This is a genomic window from Nocardioides sp. LML1-1-1.1, from assembly GCF_040676175.1.
In the GTDB taxonomy this organism is placed as follows: domain Bacteria; phylum Actinomycetota; class Actinomycetes; order Propionibacteriales; family Nocardioidaceae; genus Nocardioides.
The window spans coordinates 36,009-56,578 of sequence record NZ_JBEGHK010000008.1 but is presented as its reverse complement, the minus strand read 5'-3'; the positions used below and the strand labels follow the sequence as shown (position 1 = coordinate 56,578).

The following is a 20,570-nucleotide window of genomic DNA, read 5'->3' as shown; positions in this document are numbered from 1 at the left end:
ACAACCCCATGGCAGCCGTCGTCTTCGACCATGCCCAGCGCACCTACCCCGGCACCGCCCGACCCGCGGTCGATCACCTCGACCTGCAGATCAACGACGGCGAGTTCATGGTCCTCGTCGGACCGTCCGGCTGCGGCAAGTCGACGTCGCTGCGGATGCTGGCCGGCCTGGAGGAGGTCAGCGGCGGCGAGATCCGCATCGGCGACCGCGACGTCACCCATCTGCCCGCCAAAGCACGCGACATCGCCATGGTCTTCCAGAACTACGCCCTTTACCCGCATATGACCGTCGCGGACAACATGGGCTTCGCCCTCAAGATCGCCGGCATCAGCAAGGACGAGCGCACCGCCCGCGTCGCCGACGCCGCGCAACTTCTAGGTCTGACCGACTATCTCGACCGCAAACCCAAGGCACTCTCCGGCGGCCAAAGGCAACGCGTCGCGATGGGCCGCGCGATCGTGCGTCAACCCCAGGTCTTCTGCATGGACGAACCGCTGTCCAACCTCGACGCCAAACTCCGGGTATCCACACGCACCCAGATCGCCGCCCTTCAACAGCGTCTCGGAGTCACCACCGTCTATGTCACCCACGACCAGGTCGAGGCCATGACCATGGGCGACCGAGTCGCCCTGCTCAAGGACGGCGTCCTCCAACAGGTCGACACCCCGCTCGCGATCTATGACCGGCCCGCGAACCTCTTCGTCGCCGGATTCATCGGCTCACCGGGCATGAACCTCCTCGAAGTCCCACACGCCGACGGCGTCGCCCGGCTCGGCGGCCACTCGCTGGCCATCGATCGTGCGGCCGCGTCCCGTGCGACCGGCGCCATCACACTTGGCGTGCGGCCCGAAGCGTGGCGGCTCGCCGTCGAGGATTCCGGCCTACCGGTCAGGGTCGAGGTCGTCGAGGAGCTCGGCGCGGACGCCTACCTCTATGGCACCTGCGACATGAAAGGCGCCTCCGCGCCGCTCGTCGTCCGTATCGGCGCCCGCCGAGCGATCCACAAGGGCAGCGTCATTCACGTGACCACCGACCCCCACCACATCCATCTCTTCGACACCACCACCGGCCTACGCCTCTCCGCCTGAGCCGTCCTTGGTTGACAACGGGACGTTGGGGACTTCCCCGTGGTTCTGACATGACCCCTTTGGAGGCTCTGCATGACTGACGGTCTGTGTGGTGAACAGGAGTTCCGGGGAGTGGTGGAGTGGAGTCCAGAGCAGATCGCGAACCGGATCAAGCTTGACTTCCCCGATGATGAGTCAGCGAGGGTCGGCCACGTGGCGCTTTACCACGCTCACTTCATTGAGGGCCGCGACGACGCGCTCCCACGCGAGCTGATCTTGCGCCTTCGAACCGGCCGGGCATTAGGTGCACAACGGGCGCCTTCGCGCCGCAAGACGCGGGCGCAGGTCATGCTTGAGTCGTTCTTCAGCGAGCGACCTGCCGAAGCCGAGGATCGGGCCATGCCCGGACACTGGGAAGGTGACCTGATCATCGGGCTTGAGCGCTCGGCCATCGGGGCCGTCGTCGAGCGGACGACGCGGTTCACGATGCTGGTCCACCTGCCCCGAGAAGTGGGCTACCGGCACAGGCTCATCGCCAAGAAGGCGCCGGCATTGGCCGGCCACGGCGCACTGAACAACACCCTCGCGAACGCGACGACGACGGCTGACCCAGCAACTGGCCCAATCGGTGACCTGGTGCCGGGCAAGGAGATGTCGGCACCTGCCCAGTTCAGGGTCGACACTGGCATCCCGGCCTTCTTCGCTGATCCCCACAACCCCCGGCAGCGCGAGACAAGCGACAACACCGACGGAGTCCTTCGCCGGCGCCTCCCCAAGGGCACGAATCTATCGAGATGGGCGGCCGAAGAAGTCGAGGCAGTCGCTCCCGCGCTGAACACCATCGGACCTCGCAAGACCTTCCGATGGAAGAGACCCACAGAAGGGTTCAACGAACAGCTATTGCCGTTCCACCAGGCGTTGCTCCGGCCGACCTCTGACGACGCGACAGGCGGCACCCAGAAGGGCCACCCAAACCAATGCGCCCGTGATCCACATTGCAGCAACCACGTCTGCTCTCCATCCATGCTAGTCCGGTTGGCTCACTCGGCCCTGACGGTCCGCTCGGGCGCAGCGACGACGGCACGTGCTGCGGCCTACGGCCGACGGGTGCGCATCATTGTCGTGAACCGAGCTGCCGAGATCCAGACCCGTCGCTGGCGACCGCACGGTTGCCGCCGGCGGTTCCTTGACTAGACGCACCGAGCGTCGGCCATATCCTTCACCCAGGGAGAAACCGGAGGGAACCACATGAGTAGGAAGATCTGGCGCAGCGCCGGAGCCGCCGTCGCGCTGATGGTGGCGTCACTGACGACCGGCGCGGCGTCGCCGTCGTGGAGCGCTTTGACAACCGCCCCGGCGCCGGGCGCCGCTGCGGCACCGGCGGAAATCGTGCGCGAGGTGACTCACGACGGTCGGACGTTGACAGTGCGGTTGCATCCGGTGGAGTCCAGGTCGCCGGGCTTCGAGGTGCTCGTCCAGCAGTCCGATGGGAGTTTCCACCCCGTCGCGGCTCCCGCCGAGCGCAGCTACCTCGGCAGTGTGGACGGGCTCCCGAGCGCCCTGGCGGCCGGCATTCTGCGATCCGACGGCAAAGTCGAAGGCGCGATCGTCTTCGACCGCGGCGGCACCTGGAGCTTCCTCGACGAGATCGTGACCTCGACCCGCGGGCTGACCCAGCCCGACACGTTTCAGTGGCCCTCGGCCGCCGAGGCCGCCCGCAACGTGACGGTCGCGCCGGGGCAGGTGGGCGGTACGACATACCGCTGGGACGTCGGCTACGACCTGGCCCACCGGTGGTTCTCCGACCCGGACACCGTCAACAGCTCGGTAGCGCGCGCTCTCGACCACGTCGAGCTCAACACGGTGCTCATGCTCGCCGCTTACGAGGTCGACGCCCGGCTGCGCCCCGCGACCGGCCGGGTCGTCATCCGCGGGTCCGCCACCGCCGAGCCCTACACCGGCTACGAGAACCTGCTCGACAAGGTCACCACCGAGTGGCAGGGCGCTCAGGCCGACGCGGACGTCGACGCCGCCGCCCTATGGCACGGCGGCCCGGGGGGCGCCGGTGTCGCATGGAACGGGACGATCAGCAGCGGCTCGGGGACCAGCAGCAACAGCGGGTTCGGCACGCCGTGGGGCGTCACCCGTCACGAGATCGGCCACAACTGGGGCGCCCACGACAACCACACCAAGGGCCCGGAGGGTCCGACCATCGAGTCGGGCAACCAATATCACCGCTTCGACGGCACCGAGCTCAGCGCCATCATCCGCAAGCGCGACCAGCGACTCGCGTGGGACGCCCCGCCCTTTCCCGCGGTCGCCCCCCTGAGCGAACCCGTGCCGCCGTACGCCGCCCTTGACCTCGTCGAGCACCAGACCAGCGGCATCCCCTATTCCTTCCGACCGACCGCCAACGACCACGACGCCAACGGCGGCCGGCTGATGCTGCGGTCGATCCGGTCCGAGAGCCACCTCGGAGGGACCCTCGCCCGGTCGGGCAACGTGGTGACCTACGTGCCCCCGGCGACCGCCGAGCCCGTCACCGACTGGGTCACCTATGTCGTGGAGGACCCCTCGGGCCGGCGGGCGACCGGCGTCGCGATGTTCGCGGTCGAGTCCCAGGTCGACCCCGGCCCGGTCGCCAACTGGCCCGCCGTGCCGGTCGAGGGGGCGCGGGACTATCGGCTCGTCAACACGCAGTCGGGGCTTCCGGCGTCGCGGAGCACCGCCGGCCGTCCCGTGCAGGCCCGCGCGAAGGACACCACGGCTCGTTTCGCAATCCACCCCGCCGGTTCGTTCTACCGGTTCAAGCACAGTTCGGGCCGTTGTCTCGCCACCGCGCCCCGGGGCCGGCTGGTCCTCGAGCGGTGTCGCGCGGCCGGGCGCCAGAAGTTCACCGTGGTCAGCCACCCGGTGGTGGGCGAGGCGGTCGTGAGCGCGGCGACCGGCCGCTGCGTCGCCCCGTCGAAGCGGTCGATCCTCGCGGGTGCCCGGCTGAAGCAGGTGCGCTGCGGCCTCGAGCTGACCTCGAGTTGGCACATCGAGCCCAGCGCGGTCGACAGGTGGAAAGCGATCGTCCCGCCAACGGAGGCGACCGGCCTGATCCAGAACGCGTCTGGGCTTTTCGCCGGCGTGCCCGACGGCGCATCCGGCAACACCGGACTGCTGTTGCGAGAGGCGTCGGGCCCTGCGGCCCAGGTGACCTTCACCCACAGCGACAACGGCACCTGGCAGATCGCAAGCGCGGCCACCGGCCGCTGCTTCGACGCCTACGACTCCGACGAAGGCGGCCAAGTGGGCACCTGGACGTGCGCCCCCCAGGACAACCAGCAGTGGCGGGTGCTGCGCAACCCCGCCGGCGGGATGTCGCTGCGGCTCATGCGCGGCGGGCTCTGCCTCGGCGCCGCCGACGTCACAGTGGGCAGCGGGCTGGAGATGCGCGCCTGCGACTTCTCCGAAGGGGTGCGCTGGTCACTGCGTTGAGGATCGACTGCCGGTGCCCACAGCATCCGGGTCGGTGGTCGCACACCTGCCAAACGCGATCTCGGGCGTTCGCACGTCGCTGACTAGCTCAAGCACGCGCACGATATCGAAAGGCGTGCCCGTGTGGTCCGAACCGTGTCAACCCATCCAGATCGACTCCGGCCCGGCACAAGTTGCGTCCCATGACCCAGCGCCGCAGCGTCTGACAAGCCCGGCAGCCGGGACACCACGCGAGGATCCTGCGCAACACGCGGTCGTCGTGCCGACACGTTTGTCCCAATGACCTGTTGGGTACTCGCTGAGCCGTTGTGGACGATGTGGCATGGCGCCGCCCGCCGGGGAGCCAGATAGAGAGGGCAACAGTTGCGGCTGAACAGGCTGGTCGGCATCTTCATCTTCGGGGCGACCCTGCTGGCAGCAGTCGCGCTGATCTGGGCGATCGTTATCGCTGATCCCGAGCGGGGCCATGCTCCCTCCCGCGGGGTGCTGTTCGGGTTGTGGGAGGTCTTCTACGCGACCGAGGCTCCCTCGCTGAGGGTGATCGTGGCGGCTGGGGCGCTGGCGCTGCTGTTCGCTGCCGGCGTGGCGGCGTTGGAGCGACGGATCGCCAACCGTGCCCGCCGCGGCTTCGACCCCGCCTACCAGCCTCTAGCCCCACGGGTCGTGATGGAGAAGACCCTGGGGGTGTTCGATGGGCCGGTGACCGTCACGGTTCTCATCCCAGCGCACAACGAGGAGAGCGCTCTGCCGCATACCCTCACCTCGCTGCTCGAACAGTCGCACCGACCTCGGCGGGTGGTCGTTGTGGCAGACAACTGCACCGACCGCACCATCGAGATCGCGCGCTCCTTCGGAGTGGACGTCTTCGAGTCGGTCGGCAACGCCCACAAGAAGGCCGGCGCGCTCAACCAGGCTCTGGCCCGGATCCTCCCCGACCAGGGTGAGAACGACACGGTCATGGTGATGGACGCCGACACCACCTTGGACCCCGGCTTCCTCCAGAACGCGGTGCGGCGCTTCACCGACGACCGGGCCCTGATGGCCCTGGGCGGGTTGTTCTACGGCGAGGACGAAGGAGAACTCCTGGGACAGTTCCAACGCAACGAGTACACCCGCTACGCCCGGGAGCTTCAACGCCGCCGCGGACGGGTCTTCGTGCTCACCGGCACCGCTTCGCTCTACCGCCCCCGCGCATTGCGCACCGTCGCCGCTGAGCGCGGCCGCAACCTGCCCGGGGTTCCCGGCGACTACTACGACACCGTCGTCCTCACCGAAGACAATGAGCTGACCCTCGCGCTGAAGTCGCTTGGAGCACTGGTGATCTCGCCCCCGGACTGCACCGTCGTCACCGAGGTCATGCCGACCTGGCGAGCCCTGTGGGCACAACGCCTACGCTGGCAGCGAGGAGCTCTGGAGAACTTGGGCTCTTACGGCATGCGGCCAGCGACGTTCCGCTATTGGGCACAACAGCTCGGGATCGGCTACGGCGTGGTCGCCCTCTTCAGTTACATGGCTCTCATGCTGATCATGATGCTGGCCATGGATGAGTGGATCTGGTTCACCTTCTGGATCGGGATCGGAACGATCTTCACCCTCGAACGCGTCGTGACCGTGTGGGCCGGCGGCTGGCGCGCACGACTGCTCGCAGCCACCCTGTTCCCCGAGCTCGGCTACTCCTTGTTCCTCGACGTCGTGTACCTCAAGGGGATCATCGACATCTCGCTCAACCGAGAGGCAGCCTGGAAACACATTGTCCAGACCGAAGCCGGCGTGAAGGTCGGTGACTGAGATGCCACACCTGGTGACCATCCTCGGGATACTTCTTCCCGAAAGCACTCTCCAGACCGAATGGTTCGCCGTCGCCGCAACGTTCGTCGCCATCAACACCGTGGTCTACACAGCCCTCGCCATCGCCAAGATGTCGCCCAAGATCTACCTCAACGACTGGCGCCGACGCCGATACGAGCGCGCCGCTACCCGCAGCATCCACCCCGACGGACCGCGTTAGACGCGCCGAGTCACCCGAGACGTTCGAGGTCCTGCGCCCTGGCTACCGTCCACGGAGTGCGCTCGGGAACGGGGTCGGTCGTCCACGATCAGCGGGCCCCGGGGTTTGACCTGAGCGTGGGTCGCCAAGGCTGCCACACGCTGCACGCCGAGCCCTTGAGGCGGCTGAGCCGGCCCCGCACTCACCTACCTGCGCCACGGCGCACCCGGCCCGAGCCACGTTAGTGAGACAACCCCCTCGATCAAGCGGTCCGCGCGGCGCCTTGGGGTCAATCCTTCATCGCGGCGCGGCCGCACAACGGCTTCGCCGTGGACCGTCGAGGTTGCTACACCGATGGTGTGCGGGTAAGCGAAGCCTTGGCGGCGTACATCTGGACGTCGGCCGCTAGGAGCGCGTCGTAGAGCTCGTCGGGACTGTGCAGCGCGGCGGTGCCGACGCTCGCGCGCCCGGACAGCGCGACCTCAAGCCGGGCTCGCAGCGTGGCCGGGTCGAGGTCGAGGGCGAACACGGCGAACTCGTCACCGCCCACCCGGCCCACCACGTCGCCGGGCCGGACGGCCATCTGCAGGATCCGCGCCACGTCCTGAATGAGTCGGTCACCGGCAACATGTCCCTCGCGATCATTGACCGCCTTGAGCCCGTTGATGTCGATGAACGCGACCGCGGCATCGCTGGACTGCTCGCGGGGCATGGCCTCCGCGACGTGTTCGCCGAACCCGCGCCGGTTCAGGGTCCCGGTGAGGTCGTCGGTCTGGGCCAACCGGTGAGCATCCTTGGCCAGCCGCACCTCTTGCTCGAGCTCACGGTGGATGGAGACTTTCTCCAGAGCCAAGGACGTCGCGTCAGCGAGCGCCCGCAGCAGGGCGATCTCCTCCTCCGCAGGCTCATGCAGCCGTGCCCAATAGGCGCCAACGGCTCCGATGGGCGCCATCGTCCGGATCGGAGTCATCACCATGCTCTTGACGAAGGTGTCCCGGTACGCCTCGTGGGGCACCCGGGGATCGTCATAGATGTCCGGGATGACCGCGTGCTCGCGATGCTGCATCGCCCAACCGCTCACGCACGCCTCAACGGGGAACCGCTTCCCTCTCCACAGCGGCGCGATCGCATCCTCATCGGCGTAGTAGCACTGCTCGCCGTCGCGCAGCACGAATGTCACCCCGTCGCAGCCCGCCAGCTCGCGCGCGGCGGCCGTGACGACCCGCTGCACGTCGGTCAGCCGCGGCGCCAACGACAACTCCTGGACCGCGCGAAGAAGCACATCCAACCCTGCCATGGCGAACCCCTTTCCGGACCAGATAGTAGATCCGCAGCGCCCGGCGTAGACGCAGTTTGATGAGACCTTTACTTCACCGTCGAGCTGTCCCGCCCTTCGTCTCGTCGCGGTCCGTTCCCTCTCGCGGTGCACCTACCGACCCGAACTGAAGTCAGAGCCCCGCGGGGCGGCGCACCCTGAGGTGATCCTCCTTGCCTCCACCGCGCTGCTCTCGAGAGCGGCGACCGGGGCGCGATCGAGGTGGCGATGGGCTGGTCACGTGGCCGGCGGCGTGCACGTCGGGGCCCGGCCCGACCCGGATTGCTGCTCTGGCTGGCTTGCGGTGCAGCAACGGTCGTCCTCAGCCTTGGCGTGACTGGCACCTTGTCGGGCTGGACGACCGCCATCATCACCAACTCGGACAACTCCGCGGTGACGGCCAGCGCGGTGATCCTGCAGGAGACGGGCCCGGGGTCCCAGGGAACGCCGGTCTGTCGGTCCAGCGACGGTGGGCAGAGTCCGGTCAACAGCTACACCTGCACCACCGTCAATAAGTACGGCGGCACGGGCTCGCCCTTGTTTCCGGGGGACAGTCGCACCGTGGACATCGTGTTCAAGAACATCGGTGGCGCGCCAGCGACGTCCTTCCAGTTGGCGCCGGGAACCTGTTTGCAGTCGCCGGCGGCGGGAAGCGGCACCCCTGCTGCGGCCGACCTCTGCGTCAACGGAGACCTGAGGATCTCGGTCAGTTGCTCGCCCGGCACGTCGTACTCGCTGGGCACCGCCTGGTCCGATCTCGCGTACGCCGCCGCGGCGCCGCCGTCTGCGACCAAGTCACACACAGCCAGCGGCGGCGATCTCAACGCCGGCTCTTCGTGGGCGTGCCGTCTGACCGTCGCACTCGCCAGCGGTGCCGGGGTGACAGGCCAGGGGATCACGGTGAGCCAGCCGCTGACCTGGACGCTCGTCCAGTAGCGGGAGGAGAGCATGGCTGTACAGCGAACCGATCGACGTGGGCCGGTCTGGGCCGTGGTGATCGCGCTTCTCTCCGCGCTGATGCTTCTAAGTCTCGGCACGACCCGAACCCTGTCCGTGTGGAGTGCGGCGCAACTCGCCAACTCGTCGAACTCCGCGAGGACCGGTTCGCTGGTGTACACGCACGCCTACCCCGAGAGCTGTACTGCAGGCCCGCGCGCGGCGGCGGTGACTTGCAGCGGGAGCCCGGCATCCACGGTCGGGGCGTCGGACGCCGCGGCCACGGTCTCCGACACGATCACCAATCAAAGCGACTACCCCGCGGGCACGCCGTTCCATGCGCAGGTGCGCATGGAGTCCTGCGCTCCGGTGGCGTTCGCCAACCGTCGGGCACCCAACAACCCGCAGCTTCCGCGCTATGCGGTCGGGTTTCAGGCCGACGACCCCTGGGGCGGCACGAACGCGGTGACGACGATGGGGACCGGCGGTCTCACTGCGGCGTCCGCGGCAACCGCTGGGGTGCCCGACACCCTGCTGAGCCTTGGTGGCACTGTCGGTTGGGGAATCTGGTTCAAGACCACCACGACGGCCGGGGGTCCGATCTTCTCCTTGAACAGCACCCCGGCCTACGGGGGCACAGCCCCCGACAAAGTGCTCTACATGAACAAGGCCGGGAAGGTGGGCTTCGTCTACTCGACGACCCCGGCGACCACGGCCCTGTCGAGCGCGTCGTACAACGACGGGGAATGGCACTTCGCCTACGTGCGCCTTCAGGTCACGTCCCTGGCCGGGATTTCGGTAACCTCGACGGCGGTGGTGAGGGTGGACAACCAGCAGGTCGCTTCCGGGAACACCCTGCTCGGCGGCTCGCTCGCCAGTGGCTACTGGCATGTCGGCTGGGCGCCGATCAACGCGGAGACCTACGGCACGGGTCTGTCGAACCACTGGCTGGGTTCGGTCTCGAATCTGGCCGTCTTCTACGGATCGGTGGTCCCGTCCTCATCCGGACCGAACGCGACGTCGCAGACCGCGTACGACACCTTCGCCGACACGGCGACTCAGCATTGGCAATTCGGGGACTCCGGCGTGAGCACGTACTCCGGCAACATCGGCTACATCTCGGGCGGCGACGCCTGCACCGAGGACACACTGGGCTGGACGCTGGGCGCCAACACCGCGGTCGCGGCGACCACCACGCTCCGCTCGATGGTCGGGCTGGGCTGGACGCCCGCGGTCGCCGTGGCGGCGCCCACCCCGGGCGCCAGCCAGACGGGGGTGACGTCCTATCGGCGCGTCGCGAGCGGGTACGACCTCGACGTCGCCGGGCTGCACCTCTACGCGCCGTTGTCCTACCGAGTCGGCACAGCGCGTCCCCCGACAACTGGGTGGACGATCACGTTCAGATGGGCCGACGACCCGGCAGGGGTGTTCATCGCATGAGCCTGCGCGCGCGCGGCAGTAGCCGGTGGGCGCGCTGGTGGACCTGGACGCTGCTGTGCCTGGTGATCGGCTTCATCGCGTTCTATGGCGTCTGGCGGCTCGACGGTGGCCGGTGGGAACGCGTTGAGACGCCGTCTATGGGAACCGTCGCGCCGGTCGGGACGCTGTTGTGGGTGAAGCCCGTGCCTTTCGAATCGCTGCGAGCGGGGGACTTCATCACTTTCCACCCACCCGGGCGGCCCGAGACGACGTATAGCCACCGGGTGCTGGCCCGCAACGCCGACGGCACTCTCATGACCAAGGGCGTGATCTCCGCTCCGGACCCGTGGCGGCTCACCGCCAAGGACGTCGTCGGCCGGGTCCAGATGCGCTGGCGGGGCATCGGGTGGCTCGTGGCGGCGACGCCGGTGCTCCTCATCGGCTCGGCGCTGGTGATCGGCGTGCGTGCGCTCGCCGCGCCGCATTGGCGTGGACCTGTGGTCATCGTCTTGGGGTCGGTGGTGCTTACCGTCGCGATCATGTGGCTGCGCCCCCTCGTTAATGCCGAGCAGTTGGCGTTCGCTCCGGCGCCCGATGGAGGGGCAGACGCGACGTACGTCGGCACCGGCCTGCTTCCAGTGCGACTGGCGGCTCATGACGGCGCGGAAGTCGTGATGCGCACTGGTGAGATCGGCCACGTGCACGTCAGCGCGGCAGACGACCACGGCCGGCTACGAGTCACGCTGTCATCAGCCCCACCCTGGTGGTTCTGGATCGCGCTGTTCTCGATGTGCTTCGCGCCGGCCCTGTGGTGCACAGCGACGGGCGCGTTCGCTACCCGCCGCGCGGAGCGCCCGGCGGAGTAACGCCAGCGCTCCGCTGGTCGTGGCTCCCACAAGAAGCGGAAGCGACGGGCTCGCTGTGCGGGCCTCTGCGGGCCGCGAACGGTGCCACGTAGAGCACCGGCATCGCTTAGTTGTGATGTCCAGGGAGGTTGGTCAGCCGGGCGATCGGTGGCTTGCCTCCGATGGCGGAGTGGGCGCGGTGATGATTGTAGAAGTGGAGCCAGTCGGGCAGGGCAGCGTTGCGCTGCTGGGTTGACTCGTAGAGACGTGCGTAGGCCCAGCCGTCGGCCAGGGTGCGGTGGAATCGTTCGATCTTCCCGTTGGTCTGGGGCCGGTAGGGCCGGGTCCGCTTGTGCACGATGCCGAGCTCGGCGCACGTGTCGCGCCAGGCGTAGGACCTGTACGCCGACCCGTTGTCGGACAGCACGCGCTCGACAGTGACGCCGTGGTCGGCGAACCATGCCACCGCGCGCTGCAGTACACCGATCGCGGTCGCCGACTTCTCGTCGGTGCAGATCTCCGCGTAGGCCATGCGCGAGTGGTCGTCGATCACGGTGTGGACGTAGGCGGTGCCGATGAGTGGCCGGTACCGCTTGCCCCGCTCGCCAGTGCGGCGTGCGGTGGACTGAGCGTTGTGTCGTCCTTGGACGCGGCCGACGTAGCGCCAGCCGCCACCGTCGGGGATGTTGCCGAACTTGGTGACGTCGACGTGGATCAACGATCCCGGGTGGGGGTGCTCGTAGCGGCGCAGCGGCTCACCGGTTGCGCGATCGATGTGGGAGAGCCGGTTGATCCGGCAACGCACCAGCACTGCATGCACGGTCGAGGCCTGCATTCCGAGTCTCCCGGCGATCTGGACCGGACCGAGTCGGTGGCGCCACCGCAGCCGAACGATCCGGCGCACCAGGTCTGGACTCGTCTTCGCCGGGCTTGAGCGCGGCCGCGAACTGCGGTCGACCATGCCCGCTGCGCCTTCGGAGCGGTAGCAATCGGCCCACTTCTTCGCGGTGCGTGGAGCAACCATGAACATCTTGGCTGCTGCGGCGTAGGTCCAGCCGCGGTCTACGACGAGTTGGGCGAGCCGTAAACGGGCACGTGGGGTCAGGGCCGCGTTAGCGTGGGACACGAGGGCCTCCGGTCGGGTGAAGCGGTTCCTAGACAGCTCCACTTCACAACCGGAGGCCCTCGTCTGTCAGACAGGCTCACCGATGCCGGGCGGTACAACCTCCCTGGACATCACACTTAGTCGATCTTCGGGGGAAGAGCGTGACCTTCGCCGTCCCGGCGATCCTGGATGCGCCCGGCGCGGTGATCGTGACGTCGAACAAGAGGGACCTCGTCGACGCTACCCGCGATGCCCGTGCGGACGCCGGCGATGTGTGGGCCTTCGATCCACAGAGCATCCCCAACGAGCCCGCCAGCGGCCCGGGCAGCTGGTGGTGGAACCTGCTCTCGTACGTCACCGATGAGGTCAAGGCGGCCAACCTGGCGCCGCACTTCGCCTCCGGCTCCCGGGCAGCTGACGCCAAGACCGATGCGGTCTTCGACCTCATGGCCCGTGACCTGCTCGCCGGGGCTCCTCCTGGCGGGCGCGCTCGACAACCGGCCCATCGCCGACGTCTACCGGTGGCTGACGCTGACCCGCCCCACGACGACGAGGCGGTGCAGATCCTGCAGCGCGAGGACTTCCCGCTGACCGCCGACCAGGTCAGCGGCGTCATCGACTCCCCAGAGAAGCAACGCGGCGGGGTCTACGGCACCGCCCAGCAAATGGCCTCCTGTCTGACCAACCGCGCGACGTTGCGGTGGGTCGCCCACACCGTCCGCACAACCGGGCAGTCGGTGGGGGAGCGCCGACGCGAGCTCAACCCGCACACCTTCGTCCGCGAGGGCGGCACGCTCTACAGCCTCCAAGGAGCGACCTGCCCGACCTCCACTCCCATCACGGCTCGCGCGGGATCGTGCTCATGACGATCCTGCAATCCTGGTCCCAAGGCGTCGCGGTCTGGGGCAGGACCGGGATGGACAAGCTGTGGTCCGCCTCCAACGCCGCCGTCTGCGGCGGCGGGGTGAAGGAGGAGGACTTCCGCGAGACGCTGTCCAAGCTGATCGGGACCTAGATCAGAGATCTCGCCGGCAAAAAGCGTACGCGAATGACTATAGAAATGTTCATTTCGGTGTTAACCTGTTGAGGCAACTAGAGGAGGTTGTCATGGTCAGGACACTCAGGACACTCAGGCCCGTAAGCGATCCGCTGGGGTCCTACCTGCGCGTCGGTCGGCTGGACCACACGTTTCTTGCGCAGATGCTCGTCGACGGCAAGGCCGTCAGCGGCCTTGTTGCGGATCCTGCACAGGCCGAACAGCACAGGGAGCTATGGGTCGAGGCGCATCACCAGGGCGTCGAAACCGTCCTAGACCCTCGGTCGCTTGAACTCTCCACGCCTGGGGGGATCCTTCGCGGTGGAGCGGTCGATCTGGCGTGGGCACCTGAAGGGCTTCACACGCCCGACTCCTTGTACGGCAGGGCTGGTGAGGACCTCTGCGATCAGTTGGTCGATGCCGTGGTCAGCGCATCGCACACAGCGGTCCTCGCGCCTACCCATTATCTCGCCTCCGCGACAGACCCGTGGCTCGACGTTGACGCTGACCTCACCCACGCCTTGCGCAGCTCGTTGAACGGGGCGGGCCTCAGGGAGGTTCCGATCTACTACCCGCTGATCACGAAGACGGAGAACTTCTACGACCCGCACTGGCGCGACGCCATCATCGCGTCACTCAGCCGACTTCCGATCGACGCGGTTTGGCTGCGGATCCATCCGTTCGGAACGGCCAGGTCGGGCCCACTCGCGCTCAAGCGCTACCTCGAGGCATGTCGGGACCTGCACCGGCTCGGGCCTCCGCTAGTCGGTGAGCACACCGGCGCCGTCGGCGTTGGACTGATGGCGTTCGGCGCGCTCGGGGGAGTCGAATCCGGCATCACCGTCATCGACCACACCGACCTCGCCGACTGGCTCCGGGTACCCAAGAAGCGCGGCGGAGGCGGCGGAGAAGCGCGCGTCTATCTCCACAACCTGGGGGCGTTCTTGGACCGCAGCAAGGCCGATGCTCTCTTGTCCCGCCCCGGCATGAAGTCCGCGCACGCCTGTCTGGATACTTCGTGCTGCCCACGAGGCTGGAAGGACACCCAAATGCGCTACCGCGAGCACTTCGTGACCCAGCGGGAGCGCGAGGTCCGAGCGCTGTCGTCCATTCCGGAACCTCTGCGTGCCGGGCACTATCTCGAAAGCTTCCTGCGGCCCGCCTCCGACAAGGCTGTCCGTGCTTCCGAGGCCGAGCCGGCCCTGATGCCGGTGCGCAAGCGCTTGGACTCGTGGCGCGGCACCCTCGGAAATGATCTGGTCAGCAACCCGACCCACAGCTTCAGCCCGCCGGCCGCGGGCAAACGTCATCGCAAGTCCGCATGAGCACCGATACGAACCAGGAAGAGAAGACATGACCAGCGCAGTGGCCCACCGCTTGGACTCCATCAAGGACCGGGCCGGGGTTCGTTCACGCGAGATCGCGGAGCTGCTGGACACCACGCCACAGACCGTGTCGCGCTGGCAACAGGGGCGGGTCGACCCACACCCAGCCAAGCTTCACCAGCTTCTCGCACTCGAGTGGCTCGCGACTCAACTTGCCGAGTTTTACGAGCCCGACGACGCCAGGCTCTGGCTCTACAGCCCCCATAAGTTGCTTGCCGGGAGGCGCCCGGCCGAGCTGATTGCCGACGGTGATATCGACTCCGTGCTGGCTCTCATCGACCAGTTGCGCGACGGGGCCTACATCTGAGCCATGGCCATCCACGACCCTGAGCTCCTCGACGCGATTGAGAGCCTGGGATTTGACGTCCTAGACGAAGTCACCGTCTGGCGCCACATGTTCAACGACAACCCGCCGGAACTCTCCAACACTCGCGGAGCACGATGGAACCCAGCCGGCCTGGCAGCGATCTACACCTCCGAGCAGCGCGAGACCGCCATCGCCGAGGGTCAGCACGCCATTGACTCTCAACCGTTGCGACCGAAGGCCCGCCGGTACGTCTACGAGTTACGCGTCAGCGCCGCGAAGGTGCTTCGAATCACTCCCTCTGACCTGGCCGCGCTCGGTCTCGAGCCGAAGGATCTGGAGTCCCCTGACTTCTCGGCATGCCAACGAATCGGCGCGCACGCAGCATTTCTAGGTTATGACGCGCTCATTGTGCCGAGCGTGCGCGCCGACGGAACCAACGTTGTGATCTTCGTAAACGAGCTAGCGGCTGACGGGGCGTTCGAGCGAGTCGAGGTGGAGCAGATCACCTGAACCACCGCTCGCGAGCCTGCTGCGTTTCATGGCCGCGTGTAGCGCCATATATGAGGTCTCCCGCTTGGCGCCCGCCCTCGATGTGATTGCGGCCGTCGCGGCTCCGGCTGCTCCCTCCTGCATTGGCGACCAAGCGAAGCGTGCGCGCCGAGAAGCGCCTTGCGCACCCGATCTCCCCGACGCTAGTGCCGGCAGACCCTCCAGGAAGCCGGTTCGCCGAACGACCGGGATCGTAGGGACGCCATCGGTGGCGGTGACGCGCCGCGCCTGTTGCTGGGCGGTCCGCTGGCCTGCGGCGACGGCATCCAGCTCCGCCCACCGACGGACGAGCTCAACGACGGCCTCCAGTGCGCGAGGTTCGCCGGGGAGGCGGGCAACGACCGAGCGGACGGGTTGGTCGGTATTCAGGGTGAGGTCGGTGCCGAGTAGGTCCCAACACAGGGAGCCCTGGCGGACGCCCATGGTCGGCCGGGATATCGCGTCGGCTCCGATTGCGACGAAGGTGATCTTCGTTCCGGTGCCCACGACGACGACCTCGCCGCCGGGTAGTGACGGATGCAGGGCGACCTGGGTGGCTCGGACCAGGCACTGGGCCTTGGCGGACCCGAGCGAACCGAGCACGGCGTCGGCGATTGGCCCGGTCGCAGGTGGCGGCACGGGACTGGCGGCGTACGCCGCCTTGGTCTTGGACGACGTGGGTCAGGTCGAGGACCACAGCGCGGACCGGCCGGGCGTCTGCCGGCAGCCGGAGCGCCTTGAGTAGGGCTTTGCGCTGCTCGGGCCGCCCGACCAGGCGCAACGGGGTTGAGGAGCTGCCGTCGACAGCCGCAGTACGCCTTGCACGGTCCGGGTGTGCTCGGTGACTTGGACGCTGCGGTGCACCATTCTGCGGAACCGGTCGGTCAAGACGGTCCACGACAAGAGCCGCTCGGAGGTGACGGCCACGAACACGTCCCGGGACCCGTCGGTGAAGATGTCGAGGTACAACGTCAGCTCGGTCGCGTCGAGCTCGGCCAGCAGGCGACGCCACACCCGTGAGTCCGGCAGAGCGTGGGAGGCGGCCCGAGAGGAGGCCTCCCAGGCGTCGCGGGTGCGCGGGTGTGGCGCTGACGTCCATCGCTGTGGTCACGGGGCCAGGTTGACGCGGTAGACGGCCGGGTCGGCGGCCGCCACCACGGTCTCCCGATGGAACGTGGTCAGGGTCGGGCAGTCGGTGAGTGCGTTGGTCACGACGGCCAAGAGCCAGGTGCTGTCCGATTCTGCGCTGCGCAGCTCGTTGCGGGTCAGGAGAACTGACGGCATCGAGCTGGATACGCCTTTGACCTCGATGTGGAGCTCCTGGTCGTCGTGGGTCGCGGTGAGATCCCATCCGCACTTGAGGTGGGCGACCCGAGTGATTGTCCACCCGGCGGTCTCATAGTGGCGCTGGACTACGGCCTCGGCGGCCAGCTCGACTTCACGGTTCGTGGCCGGGTCGCCGAACCCGGCTCCCCAGGCGCCCACGGCGATCGTGCTCGAGGTCTCGCGGGGGTCGCCGGGGTGGACTGGGGTCTCGATCGGGCCGCTGAACTCCCGTACCAGCACCGGCACGGATCGTGGGTGCGTTCGGTAGCCCAGGCCGCGCTCGGTGAGGAGCTTGACCAGGTCGGTGCGGAGCGGGATCAGGCGGTGGCGTGTCTCGGTGTCGATCTCGAGCAACTCGGCCCACAGGGTCATGATGTTGCCCGGCGAGCGATGCCAGTCGTCGTCGTAGGGGGCAGCGGTGTCCCACAGGTAGGCGTGGAGAAGCGTGAGCAGCTCTTCCCGTTCCTCCGACGGGTAGAGCTTGAGCGGCACGCGGGCGAGGCCGGCGGCATCGGCTCGAGCGAGGCCGGCGCGGATCAGCTCGACGAGCCGGGCGTTGGAGTCCTGTGAGGTCACGGCGATCACTCACGTGCCTCGTGGGTAGTCGACCTCGTGAACGACGTCCATGCGCCAGGCCCGCGCTGGCCTCCTCGTCGTACTCGTAGTGGGTCATCAGCGCATCCCGAAATACGCAGTGATGCGGTCGACCTGCTTCTGGTCCAGCAGCGCCGGCCGACAGGCGCCGTAGGCGTTGGTGAGGTCGATGACAAGCTGGTGGGTCTGGTCGAGGCTGAGGTCGATGGTCGCCGACTCCCCGTCCGTGCTGGTGGCTTTGAGGTCGACGCGCTGCACGTCCTCATCCAGATACCGGGCGTGTGCCCCGATCTTCTTGGCCCTCACAGCCTCGCTGCGCTTGAAGATCCCCACGCTCGCATCGTGGCATGTCGATCCGACGGAAAGGGCCGAAACAGCGGCGCGATGTCGAAGCTGCATAAGGTCGAGCTCAGGTGGGCGACCAGCTGAGTCCATCGCGCCGAGGTGTTGCTGCGCGCGATCACAAGAGGCCCGAGGCGGGGCACTGACTCAGCAAGGAAGGGACCGTCGAGATTGCGCGCACGTAAGCCGCCGCAGCCGGCGCGACCCAGCCGAACAGCTCGTCGACGTCGCGCATGCGGTCGTGAAGTCCGGAGGAGGTGGACAAGACGGGCTCGTTGTGGGCCAGTCGGTTGCGGAACTTGTTGATCCGGGCGACCCGCTCATGAACCTCGCCACGCGTGGGGGCGCCGTTGAAGGCGTGGCGCAGCATCGGGGTCCAGAACGTCGCGGTCCGGTCTCGGTCGGTGAGCTTGGTCCAGAAGCCGAACGTGGTCGCGGCCACGACCTTGCCGTGGCTGGGGTTCGCTCCAAGGCCACGCCTGGCGTCGTTGAGCGCGCGCAGACTGCCTGAGTTGAGGCTGATCTGCTTCGCCACCGCTCGGCCGTGGCCTTGGGTCCGGGTGAATAGCCGGCTCGTCGGGTCCACCGACCAGTCCGGAAACTGCTGGGCCAGCTGCCGGTCATAGGCGTTGCGCAGCGCGACCTCGAGGTGACAGGTGTCGGCCAGCGCTGCCGCCGCCAGTTGGCTGTTCCAGCAGTAGAGCTCGAGCGCGAGGCCCGCGTCGCCGCCGCAGTGGAACAGGTAGGTGTCCAGCCGTGGGGGGCTGAGCCAGGCTTCGAGCTCGGTCACGCCGAGGGACGCCGGGGTCGCCGCGGCGGGCGCGGGGGCGGCAGCTTGCTCCTCAGCAGTCACATGCGTACCCTAGTGACATCGCCCCGCGGATAACCGCCCTCTGGCACGGCTCGCAAGAGCCGGGTTAGGCACCGCGGGGCTTAGGCATTTCTTGAGGCCGCCGCACTGGGACGTCAGGACTCCGGCGCCGCTGGCAACTGGCCGAGCCTCGCTTCGACGGCGCGGCCGTTGAAGGGGTGGGCCAGGATCGTCACGTCCTCACCAGCGGCTGTGAACTCCAGGGTCTCGGCATCGAGACAGATCAAGTAGGAGCCGAGCTCGACGTCGCGCCCGCAGATCGACGCCACGTACGGGGTCGCCGCGTCGACCTCCAGCCGGTGGGCGGGTGAGGAGGCCGTGGACCGCTGGAAGCGCTCTGCTGCGGCAGCCTCCATCACGATGCGGGCCGGCCCCCGGCCGATCTTCACCGAGTCCCCGGCGAGTAGGGCGACGGCGCGGCGGACCTCGTGGAGATCGCGACTGGTCCACTGAGGCGGTGTCGGGAAGGCGTGCCCGGTGCTCGCCTGGATCCGGTCGAGCCCCTCGACGAACTCGAGGTAGGAGTCGATGCCGGGCAGTGGGGGAGTGTCGATCGGGACCGCCGCGGCCGACGGTGCGTCGCCTACCCCGAAGGAGAGCTGGTTCGGGGCGGTGGCGTGCCGCATGAAGCGCACGACCGGGAGCAGCGTGCCGGGCAGAAGCGGCGGGGGCTCGTCGTAGGTCAGCTGCAGGGTGACTTTGAGGAGCTGGTGGTCCAGCCGCATCCTTGCCGTGACGATTCCGGTGCTGTCAGATCCCACCACCGTGGTGCCGCGGCGGCCGTGGCTGCGGTCGACGAGCCGGGCGGGCAACGTCGCCAGACGCCGGCCATCGGGTGCCCAGACGACGAGCTCGAGGTCGAGGTCGACGGTCTCGACCTCGGGTGTGAGGGTGATGTGGGCCTGGTCGAAGCTGCCGCCCAACCCGTGTGGGGCCCGTACCTCGAAGTCGCGAACGTGGGTGGCTGGGACGGTCGCGGGCTCGCCCCACTCGAATGCCGCCTCGAGCGCATCGCGGACGTCCTGGTCGGCGGCGGAGGTGCCGGTGATGACGTTGAAGCTGAGCGTAATGGGGCTGTCCAGCTCGGCGCCGAGGTACTTCGGCCGCAGGCTTGCGGCCGTGATCTGGCCGGCGTCGATGGTGAATGCCACGCTGTAGAAGGGATCGGATGCCTCGATCTTCGCGGCGATTGCCTCGAGCCGTGACTGGGCTGCTGGGAGGCCGTCGACGAGTGCGTCCTGCTCCTGCCGCAGCTCGCGCAGCAACTGCACGTATTCGTCGCTGGCGCCCATGAAGTGCCGCACGATCTGGGGGTGGTGTGCCAGCTGCGCCTCGAGCCAGTCGCCGGCGAACCAGGCGATGGGGAAGGGGTAGTCCTTCTCGAGCTTTCCGAACCAGGCGAGCTCCTCGGGCGTCGGAACCATCGGCGTGACCAGGGTCCAGTGATCCGGCTGCAACGCCGCGGCGGTTATCAGGCTCTCGGTGATCTGTCGCTTCCGATTGCCCGTGCTCAACCGGCCGAGGAAGTACTTGGACTGCCAGACCAGGAGCTGCCCGTCAACGTGGAACTGGTGGTCCCGGCCGCCGTCGCCGCCGGCTCCGTCGATGCGGCGGGATCCGGGGTGCAGGGTGCTGAGGAGGACGCTGACGATCTTCTCGAAGCGCCCACCCGAGCCCACCTCAGCCCAGTCGATTCCGTCGCGCATATGACCATCTTGCCTGCCGGGTGTGTGCGCCCTGGCTCAGTCGAGATCTGGCACCACGCGCAAGGGCGAGGGCGGACCCCAGGGATACGGCCCGTCTCGGAGTGCGAGCAAGTCGTCGATCTTGCAGCGGAAGATCTCGCACAGCCACAGCAGCTCGGACAGGGCGATGCGCGCCGGCTGGCGGTCGTTGACGAGCGACTCGACCCGACGGAAGGGCAGCTCGATGCCTGCGAGCTCGTTCATCAGCTCCCACAGGGCCGGCGGCGACATCCCTTCCGCGGCCATGAGCTCCTGCAGCCGCCACTCGATCCACATCGG

Annotated in this window: 21 protein-coding genes; 13 read left to right on the top strand and 8 right to left on the bottom strand. The window is 68.0% G+C overall.

The annotated features are described in order from the left end of the window. The first annotated feature begins 8 nt into the window (after positions 1-8). From MRBLML1_RS22130 to MRBLML1_RS22110, 5 genes are all read left to right on the top strand, one after another. Positions 9-1,088, top strand: coding sequence for an ABC transporter ATP-binding protein (locus MRBLML1_RS22130; RefSeq protein WP_364520186.1), 1,080 nt, complete (start codon positions 9-11; stop codon positions 1,086-1,088). Positions 1,089-1,160: 72 nt separating this feature from the next. Next, positions 1,161-2,261, top strand: coding sequence for an IS30 family transposase (locus tag MRBLML1_RS22125; protein WP_364520184.1), 1,101 nt, complete (start codon positions 1,161-1,163; stop codon positions 2,259-2,261). 246 nt (positions 2,262-2,507) lie between these two features. Continuing rightward, positions 2,508-4,550 (top strand): RICIN domain-containing protein, encoded by a 2,043-nt coding sequence (locus MRBLML1_RS22120; RefSeq protein WP_364520182.1) that lies wholly within the window; start codon positions 2,508-2,510, stop codon positions 4,548-4,550. Positions 4,551-4,913: 363 nt separating this feature from the next. Then, positions 4,914-6,338: a glycosyltransferase family 2 protein gene (locus MRBLML1_RS22115; protein WP_364520180.1), complete on the top strand. Its 1,425-nt coding sequence runs from the start codon at positions 4,914-4,916 to the stop codon at positions 6,336-6,338. Positions 6,339-6,351: 13 nt separating this feature from the next. Then, positions 6,352-6,558: a hypothetical protein gene (locus MRBLML1_RS22110; RefSeq protein WP_364520178.1), complete on the top strand. Its 207-nt coding sequence runs from the start codon at positions 6,352-6,354 to the stop codon at positions 6,556-6,558. 325 nt (positions 6,559-6,883) lie between these two features. Here MRBLML1_RS22110 and MRBLML1_RS22105 read toward each other — a convergent pair whose 3' ends face one another. Further along, on the bottom strand, positions 6,884-7,834 hold the full coding sequence (locus MRBLML1_RS22105) for a GGDEF domain-containing protein (protein ID WP_364520176.1): 951 nt from the start codon (positions 7,832-7,834) through the stop codon (positions 6,884-6,886). A gap of 351 nt (positions 7,835-8,185) precedes the next feature. Here MRBLML1_RS22105 and MRBLML1_RS22100 point away from each other — a divergent pair, with 351 nt between their 5' ends. The 3 genes from MRBLML1_RS22100 to MRBLML1_RS22090 are packed head-to-tail and all read left to right on the top strand — an operon-like array spanning position 8,186 to position 11,073. Further along, on the top strand, positions 8,186-8,788 hold the full coding sequence (locus tag MRBLML1_RS22100; RefSeq protein ID WP_364520174.1) for a hypothetical protein: 603 nt from the start codon (positions 8,186-8,188) through the stop codon (positions 8,786-8,788). 54 nt (positions 8,789-8,842) lie between these two features. After that, entirely contained in the window at positions 8,843-10,228 is a 1,386-nt protein-coding gene (locus MRBLML1_RS22095) for a hypothetical protein (protein ID WP_364520172.1), read from the top strand. Beyond that, entirely contained in the window at positions 10,225-11,073 is an 849-nt protein-coding gene (locus tag MRBLML1_RS22090; RefSeq protein WP_364520170.1) for a S26 family signal peptidase, read from the top strand. The genes MRBLML1_RS22095 and MRBLML1_RS22090 overlap by 4 nt, the downstream gene beginning before the upstream one ends. 106 nt (positions 11,074-11,179) lie before the next feature. On the opposite strand, the gene MRBLML1_RS22085 is transcribed toward MRBLML1_RS22090, so the two are convergent. After that, positions 11,180-12,178 (bottom strand): IS481 family transposase, encoded by a 999-nt coding sequence (locus MRBLML1_RS22085; RefSeq protein WP_364520168.1) that lies wholly within the window; start codon positions 12,176-12,178, stop codon positions 11,180-11,182. Between the two features lie 140 nt (positions 12,179-12,318). Here MRBLML1_RS22085 and MRBLML1_RS22080 point away from each other — a divergent pair, with 140 nt between their 5' ends. The 5 genes from MRBLML1_RS22080 to MRBLML1_RS22060 all read left to right on the top strand — a co-directional run bounded on the left by MRBLML1_RS22080 (position 12,319) and on the right by MRBLML1_RS22060 (position 15,395). After that, positions 12,319-13,023: a hypothetical protein gene (locus MRBLML1_RS22080; RefSeq protein WP_364520165.1), complete on the top strand. Its 705-nt coding sequence runs from the start codon at positions 12,319-12,321 to the stop codon at positions 13,021-13,023. Beyond that, positions 13,020-13,172: a TraM recognition domain-containing protein gene (locus tag MRBLML1_RS22075; RefSeq protein ID WP_364520163.1), complete on the top strand. Its 153-nt coding sequence runs from the start codon at positions 13,020-13,022 to the stop codon at positions 13,170-13,172. The genes MRBLML1_RS22080 and MRBLML1_RS22075 overlap by 4 nt, the downstream gene beginning before the upstream one ends. 92 nt (positions 13,173-13,264) lie before the next feature. Then, a complete protein-coding gene (locus MRBLML1_RS22070) occupies positions 13,265-14,518 on the top strand; it encodes a hypothetical protein (protein WP_364520161.1) in 1,254 nt (417 codons plus the stop codon). 28 nt (positions 14,519-14,546) lie between these two features. Further along, positions 14,547-14,885: an antitoxin Xre/MbcA/ParS toxin-binding domain-containing protein gene (locus tag MRBLML1_RS22065; RefSeq protein ID WP_364520159.1), complete on the top strand. Its 339-nt coding sequence runs from the start codon at positions 14,547-14,549 to the stop codon at positions 14,883-14,885. Positions 14,886-14,888: 3 nt separating this feature from the next. After that, the gene (locus MRBLML1_RS22060) at positions 14,889-15,395 is read left to right on the top strand and encodes an RES family NAD+ phosphorylase (RefSeq protein ID WP_364520157.1); all 507 of its coding nucleotides are present in this window, start codon (positions 14,889-14,891) and stop codon (positions 15,393-15,395) included. A 699-nt stretch (positions 15,396-16,094) separates the two neighbouring features. Here the strand turns inward: MRBLML1_RS22060 and MRBLML1_RS22055 are convergent. The 6 genes from MRBLML1_RS22055 to MRBLML1_RS22030 form a co-directional block, all read right to left on the bottom strand. Further along, positions 16,095-16,427, bottom strand: coding sequence for a hypothetical protein (locus MRBLML1_RS22055; protein WP_364520155.1), 333 nt, complete (start codon positions 16,425-16,427; stop codon positions 16,095-16,097). 93 nt (positions 16,428-16,520) lie between these two features. After that, entirely contained in the window at positions 16,521-17,324 is an 804-nt protein-coding gene (locus tag MRBLML1_RS22050; RefSeq protein WP_364520153.1) for a protein NO VEIN domain-containing protein, read from the bottom strand. Positions 17,325-17,411: 87 nt separating this feature from the next. Then, positions 17,412-17,666, bottom strand: coding sequence for a hypothetical protein (locus MRBLML1_RS22045; RefSeq protein WP_364520151.1), 255 nt, complete (start codon positions 17,664-17,666; stop codon positions 17,412-17,414). Positions 17,667-17,793: 127 nt separating this feature from the next. Next, positions 17,794-18,528 (bottom strand): hypothetical protein, encoded by a 735-nt coding sequence (locus tag MRBLML1_RS22040; protein WP_364520149.1) that lies wholly within the window; start codon positions 18,526-18,528, stop codon positions 17,794-17,796. 113 nt (positions 18,529-18,641) lie between these two features. Further along, the gene (locus MRBLML1_RS22035; protein WP_364520147.1) at positions 18,642-20,252 is read right to left on the bottom strand and encodes a hypothetical protein; all 1,611 of its coding nucleotides are present in this window, start codon (positions 20,250-20,252) and stop codon (positions 18,642-18,644) included. Between the two features lie 36 nt (positions 20,253-20,288). Continuing rightward, positions 20,289-20,567, bottom strand: a complete 279-nt coding sequence (locus tag MRBLML1_RS22030; protein WP_364520145.1) for a helix-turn-helix domain-containing protein — start codon at positions 20,565-20,567, stop codon at positions 20,289-20,291. Positions 20,568-20,570 lie beyond the last annotated feature (3 nt).